The organism is Chryseobacterium jejuense (assembly GCF_900100075.1).
Classification (GTDB): Bacteria; Bacteroidota; Bacteroidia; order Flavobacteriales; family Weeksellaceae; genus Chryseobacterium; species Chryseobacterium jejuense.
The window spans coordinates 1-6,659 of record NZ_FNEG01000013.1 but is presented as its reverse complement, the minus strand read 5'-3'; the positions used below and the strand labels follow the sequence as shown (position 1 = coordinate 6,659).

General features: G+C 31.0%; 5 protein-coding genes and 1 pseudogene. All 6 read left to right on the top strand.

The genetic code is table 11. The features are described 5' to 3' along the window. Nucleotides 1-477: pseudogene (locus BLS98_RS22945) on the top strand (Vgr family protein); the annotation flags it as partial. 49 nt (nt 478-526) lie between these two features. After that, the gene (locus BLS98_RS22940; protein WP_139166177.1) at nt 527-2,512 is read left to right on the top strand and encodes a hypothetical protein; all 1,986 of its coding nucleotides are present in this window, start codon (nt 527-529) and stop codon (nt 2,510-2,512) included. Then, nucleotides 2,513-3,121 (top strand): toxin-antitoxin system YwqK family antitoxin, encoded by a 609-nt coding sequence (locus BLS98_RS22935; protein ID WP_089739856.1) that lies wholly within the window; start codon nt 2,513-2,515, stop codon nt 3,119-3,121. Between the two features lie 171 nt (nt 3,122-3,292). Then, entirely contained in the window at nt 3,293-4,588 is a 1,296-nt protein-coding gene (locus BLS98_RS22930) for a zinc metalloprotease (protein WP_089739854.1), read from the top strand. Next, the gene (locus BLS98_RS22925; RefSeq protein WP_089739852.1) at nt 4,585-5,400 is read left to right on the top strand and encodes a hypothetical protein; all 816 of its coding nucleotides are present in this window, start codon (nt 4,585-4,587) and stop codon (nt 5,398-5,400) included. The genes BLS98_RS22930 and BLS98_RS22925 overlap by 4 nt, the downstream gene beginning before the upstream one ends. A 173-nt stretch (nt 5,401-5,573) precedes the next feature. Then, the gene (locus BLS98_RS22920) at nt 5,574-6,422 is read left to right on the top strand and encodes a hypothetical protein (RefSeq protein ID WP_089739850.1); all 849 of its coding nucleotides are present in this window, start codon (nt 5,574-5,576) and stop codon (nt 6,420-6,422) included. The last annotated feature ends 237 nt before the right edge of the window (nt 6,423-6,659 follow it).

The window sequence follows — 6,659 nt, the reverse complement described above, 5'->3', positions numbered from 1 at the left end:
GCAGACAACCGTGTAAAATCAATCCAAACGAGAAGCGGACATAGAATTGTTTTCACTGAAGATGAAAGCATTATCATCACAGATAAGAGTGGTAACGAGATCCATCTTGATACTACCGGCAGCAATATCAATATCACTGCCCCTGAAACAATGACGCTTAACTGTAAGAATATGAATATCAATGTAGGTGAAAACATGACTACCACGGTGGGGATGAATAAATCTGACAGTATAGGTCTGAATAATACGGAGAGTGTAGGAGCTATGAAAATGACTTCTGTAATTGGAAATGCAAGTACATTTATCACCGGAAAACTTACCGAAATTATCGAAGGTGACGTACATAGTGAAACCAAGAAAGGAAAAACTGTAGTAAACAGCGAAGGCGGAATAGAAACCAGTACCAATGCCTCAATTAATAAACATGCAAAAAGTACTATTGATAATAGAAGTGGAGAAATAGGAAAATCTCATTAAGCTTTAAACAATGGGGAGATTAAGAATTGTGAAAGGGAAGATATATGAGATGGTGGAAGAACATCTTCATTATTATTCCCAGGCAGATATTTTAGAAACAGCTGGTGTCACTTATGTAGAAAATAGTGAGACTGACATTCTTTATGGTGGAGCCCCTGGAAAAGCACCCTCTGCGGATTTAGTTAATTATTACATTAAAGTAAGAATTTATAATCCTCCGGTAGTTGATCCCACAAATCCTCCAAAGAAATATAATGGAGAATTTGGTTTTGACTGGATTGATGTTGATCCTTCTTCTGAAGAAGTGCTGAAAATCCAGGATGTGGACTTTTCTAATGTTGAGTATTTTTATAAAAAAGGCGCTACTGCTAATGATTTAGGAGATATTATCGCTAAAAGCGCTGATGAGCAGGGAGCCAAAGATGCTATAACAGCAAGTTACAGATTAAGTGAGTGTCCTAAGCCGTGTAAAGATGGTAAAATAGATATGCCGTTTGTCTTGATGAAACCTGGCCAGGAGATCTCATTATCGCTTGAAGTTGCTCTTACAAGCGGTGTTCTTAACAATGAGAAAATTTATTTGGAAGGAAATGATTTTTACAGTTTTGAATTGGTGGGCGGAACAAAAACAGGCAACAAAACAGAAAAAATAATAGCAGATAAAGAGATCATAGTACTCAAAATAAAATGTTTAAAAGAATCTCTTGAAACAACATTTAAAATCAAACAGGAAAACCCTACTCAAAAATTAGAAACAGTGGGTGGATTTACCATGATGGAGAATAAAGTTTTGAAACTGAAATTCAGAGTCATTGCCTTGGTTGCTAATGAGCCTACCGCATCAGCAAAAGCACAGGCTTTATTTCAGAAATTCAAAGACAATAAAGTAAAAGAATATCTGAATGAAAACTCTTTAAATCAGGCAGGATATGAAGTTGAAATAGAAAATCAGGCTATGTTTGATACTTTGGGTTCCGGGGATTTAGATGATTATTTTTATGCTTTTGATAAAACGGATTGGACGAATAAGAAGTATTTTGGAAATGTAGTTAAGCAAAAATATGATGTTATCCCTGGTACAAATACTTGTAAACCTGGTAGTGTAGACGCTTCAGGAAATTGTAAAAAGGTACCTGTTCCTACAGATGTTATTGTTGATAATCAAAAGGATTTGGGAGGGCTTGATAAAGCAAATGCAATAGATGAGATAACGATTACAGAGTATAAAAATAAATTAAAAACAAAGAGTAAAACATATGAAGGTGGGATAATCATTTTAAGTGATTTTGAGTCTTCTGATCCAGCTACAGGTGCTTATAGTAGAACTTCACCCCTCAATCATTATGCATTAATAGTATACTCTACTAATACAGAATCTAAAGATACTTATGCTCATGAAATAGGGCATATGTTGGGGCTTCCGCATTTGTTTTTTGATACAAAAGAAAGAGATGCTTATAAAAATGCGAGAGAGGATATTTGGGGAAATGGGCAATTAGAGAAAAATACTGATGAATCAAAAAATGATAATTATAAAGCTGGAATAAATAAAGATATATTACTTGCTAAAAGTAAAGATACTTATTATATTATGAGTAAATTTTATTCTGATAAAAAATCCTTAACAGCATATTTGAATAACTTTATTGAATATTATCAAGGGAAACTAAAAACGGTAAACTACACAGAGGCAGCAAAAAAAAGTATTAATAAAGAAATTTCAGAAAACGAAAGAGCGTTAAGAAAATTATTAAGTGTTAGTGACTGTAGTTATAAAGAATATGAATTAGATTGTTATTTTTTAAAAAATGATTATGTTAAATTTCTGGAAGCCAAAAAACAATATTTGAAAGAGATTTTGCAACAAATGGAATTAAGTATTTTATTATACAAACAGAATACTACCCATAATATTATGGATTATTATAATTCTAGATTACGATTCAATCATAACCAAATTAAAATAATGCGAGATGATTCCAAAAATTTTCTGGAAGAATTTTGTAAATGTAAAGCACCCGTCAAAAAGAAATAAATGAAATATACTTTTGTTTTTTTAGTTTTATTAACTTCTTGTAGTTTATTCAAGAAAAAAAATGTTGATCATGAACCGCCGACGATGATTAGAAGTAGTATTACGAATCCAAATACTTTCTTTAAGTATAATTTAGATTTTCCTGAGAAAAATATAAAAGAAGATAAAGATGTTTATGTTGAGGATAAATTTGCAGAAGGAGGTGAACGTTTTGGTAGAATTATAAAAGGGAGAAAACATGGAAAATGGCTAAGTGGCGATGCTGATTTTGATAAAAAAGGAAATGTTTACGCAAAAGGAAAGATATGGCGAGAAGAATATTTCAAAAACGGATTAAGAGATAGTATTTACAAACGTTTTGATAATAATGGCAAAATTATTTATGAAACTACTTTCAAAAAAGGAACAGGTCTTTGGAAAGAATTCCACAGCAATGGAAAATTATATTTTGAAATGCATACCAAAGACGGATATTTTACTGATACTTTAAGGCTATTTGATGACAAAGGAAAGATTGTTGGAAAAAGACTATACAAGAAAGATTCTTTGATATATAGTGAAGGATTGCCTTGTTTTCCTTATCGTCCTGAGAGTGTTCCAAGTGATTAAATGTTTATATAAAAGAATATATATAAATATGAAGAAAGAGTATATAAGAAAGATTCTTTGATTTATAGTGAGGAATAGAAACCAGTACCAATGCCTCAATTAATAAACATGCAAAAAGTACTATTGATAATAGAAGTGGAGAAATAGGAAAATCTCATTAAGCTTTAAACAATGGGGAGATTAAGAATTGTAAAAGGTAAAATTTTTGAAGTCGTAGAGAACGATCTTCATTATTATTCAGAGGCATCTATTACAGAGTCTGCATCTGACGTTTATGCTGAACAGGGAGGAGACGGGATTTCTCACTCAGGAGATCCGGGAACACCGCCACCTTCACCTACCTTGTCTAAATGTGCCGTTTTCTTTAGACCAACAAAAGAATGGAAAGGAGAATTTGGTTTTGACTGGATCAGAGTAGGCGATAGTAAAATGGAGACAGATGTAGCATATAATGGTATCATAGGACATTATGGTGATGTCTATGCTACAAAGAAAGAGGCTAAATTTACTGCTGATCCAAAAAAATATAATACTATATTAAAGGATTATAGTACATTCAGTGTTTATAAAGGGACATATTATGTACCTAATATGACCTTAAAAGTTGGAGAAAAGGCAACATTAGATACTATTATTCATGTTGGAGAAAAGGCAGATAAACTTCATTATGCTTACAATACAGATATATTTGAACTCACTATTATTAAAAAATTTACTGTAGCTAAAGGAATCAACTATGATGAGAGTTCCCTTATCATAAAATGTAAAAAAACATTTTCCTCCTCAGAAACCATTAGAGTTATTGCTACAAAAAATAAAATAACGGAAAAAGTTGGGGAAATTAAAGTACTGCCAAATGATAAAATAAAAGATATTAATATATTAATGATTCCTGTTAAAGTAGTAAAAATGAATGCAACAGGTGCGGTGAAAGGTAATGAGAAAACCATTGCGGTAAATGCCTTTAACCAAGCATATTTTAAAGCTAATATTTTTGAAAAATCAACCCCCATTATAGCTGATGGATTTTTATTCAACCTCTTTTTTACTACAAAAGATGAAAAAGGAAATATAGTTACAGATACTTCAGACTGGCGTTCTATACATGCGACATTGGATAAAATATTTTTTGAAGACAAAAAAAATGAAGCATATAGAGAGTATTACAGAGTATTTATGCTTCCTACCTCTCTGGGATTAAATGGTATTGCAGAAGACGTAGGGAACGTAAAAACAGTTGTAGCATTCGCTAATCGTAATGATTCCAGTACTGCACATGAAATTCTACACGCTATGGGACTTTATCATACATTTGACAATAGTTCTCCTTATACATTCAAGATCTATCAGACAGACAATATTATGGATTATACCCATCAAACAAAAAATCCTAAAACAAAAGCGTGGAAAAGTAGATTCTCCACAAATAAATTTCAGTGGAAAAAAATTAATAAGGATATCAAATGAAAAAGATAATTACTTATATAGCTATATCAATGATGATGTACTCATGTAATGGACAGGAGCAGAAAGGAAACATTATTTATCCAAAAGAAAAAATTATGAATACAGAAAGATTTGATACGAAAAGATTTGAGAACTATCCTGATGTAGTAAGCATGGAAGATGAAAAAAAACTTCCCCCTAAAAAAGAGGTATTATCAGATGGAACAATCATAGAGTATTCATTTTGGGATAATAGAGAAGATGATAATAAGAAATATTATACTAAAACGGTTATCTCTCCACCACCGGCACTTTTCAAAAAAGTAAAAGACTTTTACCCTTCCGGAACAATTCAGAAAGAGTCTGAAGTTTTTATGGGTGAAATGCTGATGGAACCTTTTTATAATAATTTAATTGTTAAAGACTATGACCAAAAGGGGTATCTTGTAAAGACTACTGATTATACTGATTTTGCAAAAAATGTAAAAATCAAATTAAAAGATCTTTTGGAGCTCTTACAAAAAGAACCTATGATCAGAGAGGTAAATGAATCTAATAAAGAAAATTTATACGTTAATTTCTTTGATAAAGAAGTCACAAAAGATAAAATAACTGCTGAGAAAGTTATTGATGAATTGAAATCAAATGATTGCAATGGGAAAATACTTAATGCCCACAGCGATGTTGAGCGAAGAAGCTTAAAAATTTCTTTGGATAAAGATATCTGGTCAGTCACAAAAGATATGTATCCCAGAGGATTTTGGGACTATAAAATAAACGCAAATACAGGTAAAGTTTTGAGTGTTGATTATCGTGCGGATAGCAGACCCTAATATTTCACTTCAAAGCACTGTAATATATATCCTTAAGGTTAAAAGGCTATACAAAAAAAGACTGTCCTTATGAAGATAGTCTTTTTTGTAAATATTAAGATATCTGAAACAGATAATATGATAGATTACACTGATAAAAAGCTAAACAAGCATTTTTAAACTAATAAATTTCAATGGAAAATAAAATGAAACTCTGTAATCTAATCATTTTTATTATTTTAATTTTTCATTCTTGTGATGGACAAAAAAATAATATTACTTATCCTAAAGAAAAAAATGTTAATACAGAGACTTTTGATATACCTTCCTATGAAAAATTAAAGGATGAGCAATTAACAAAAAATATGCTCAATCCGTGGACCATTGAAATAAAATTAGACACTGGTGAAAAACAAGAACTATTTTCTTCGGCAGATGGCGATGAAATAAATTACTTTAAAAGTGTAACCCCACCAGTACCTGCTTTATTAAAAAAAATGAAAAGATTTTATTCCAACGGGAAAATTGCGGTGGAGTATGAAACGTATGTAGGAATTTTAAACCCTTATCCCAATGCAAAATATACTTTGGTAGGTGAGACAAAATATTTTGATAAAGGAGGAGTGTTAGAAAAAATTGAAAATAATGAAAAGATATTTGAAAATAAAAAAGTTAACCTTATCAAATTATTTTCCCTGTTAGAAAAAGAACCAATACTTGATGACTTGAGTTCAGAAGAGCAGAGAAATCTTAAAGAGCTTATTTTTGAGGAAAAAAAGGTAGATGAAATAACCCCAGATCTTCTTATTCAGTTTTTTCAAGAAGATCTTAAAAAAGAAAATCCTGAAAATCAGTATACATTGAACGGTTTCTTTTTGAACAAAAATGATAAAAATGACAGGGAAAGTTTAGAAATTTCATACACCGATCCAAAATGGATTATAAAAAAAGATTTCTATCCTGCAGGATGGGTTACTGTAGAAATTAATGCTCAAACAGCGGAGATTTCAAACAAAAAATATCATTTTGAGAATAGACCGTGATAAACTCATTTAAATTATTATTAAATCTAATCAAAGCACAAAGTATATGAAAACCAAATGATAAATCAAACATTTTGTATAGCAAGTAATCAAACCAATTTATAAAATATTGTTATCTTTAACACTGAACTAAACACAGAATATATGAAAACCGAAACAAAGACAAAGGGTTCTTCTTTCCGCCCATCACAAAATGCTGATGGCGTATCTGAAAACCATCATGCAGGGATCAACCGG

Coding starts and splice junctions, on each gene's coding strand:
- BLS98_RS22940 (WP_139166177.1), top strand. CDS start 527: ATGGTGGAAGAACATCTTCATTATTATTCCCAGGCAGATATTTTAGAA.
- BLS98_RS22930 (WP_089739854.1), top strand. CDS start 3,293: ATGGGGAGATTAAGAATTGTAAAAGGTAAAATTTTTGAAGTCGTAGAG.
- BLS98_RS22925 (WP_089739852.1), top strand. CDS start 4,585: ATGAAAAAGATAATTACTTATATAGCTATATCAATGATGATGTACTCA.
- BLS98_RS22920 (WP_089739850.1), top strand. CDS start 5,574: ATGGAAAATAAAATGAAACTCTGTAATCTAATCATTTTTATTATTTTA.
- BLS98_RS22935 (WP_089739856.1), top strand. CDS start 2,513: ATGAAATATACTTTTGTTTTTTTAGTTTTATTAACTTCTTGTAGTTTA.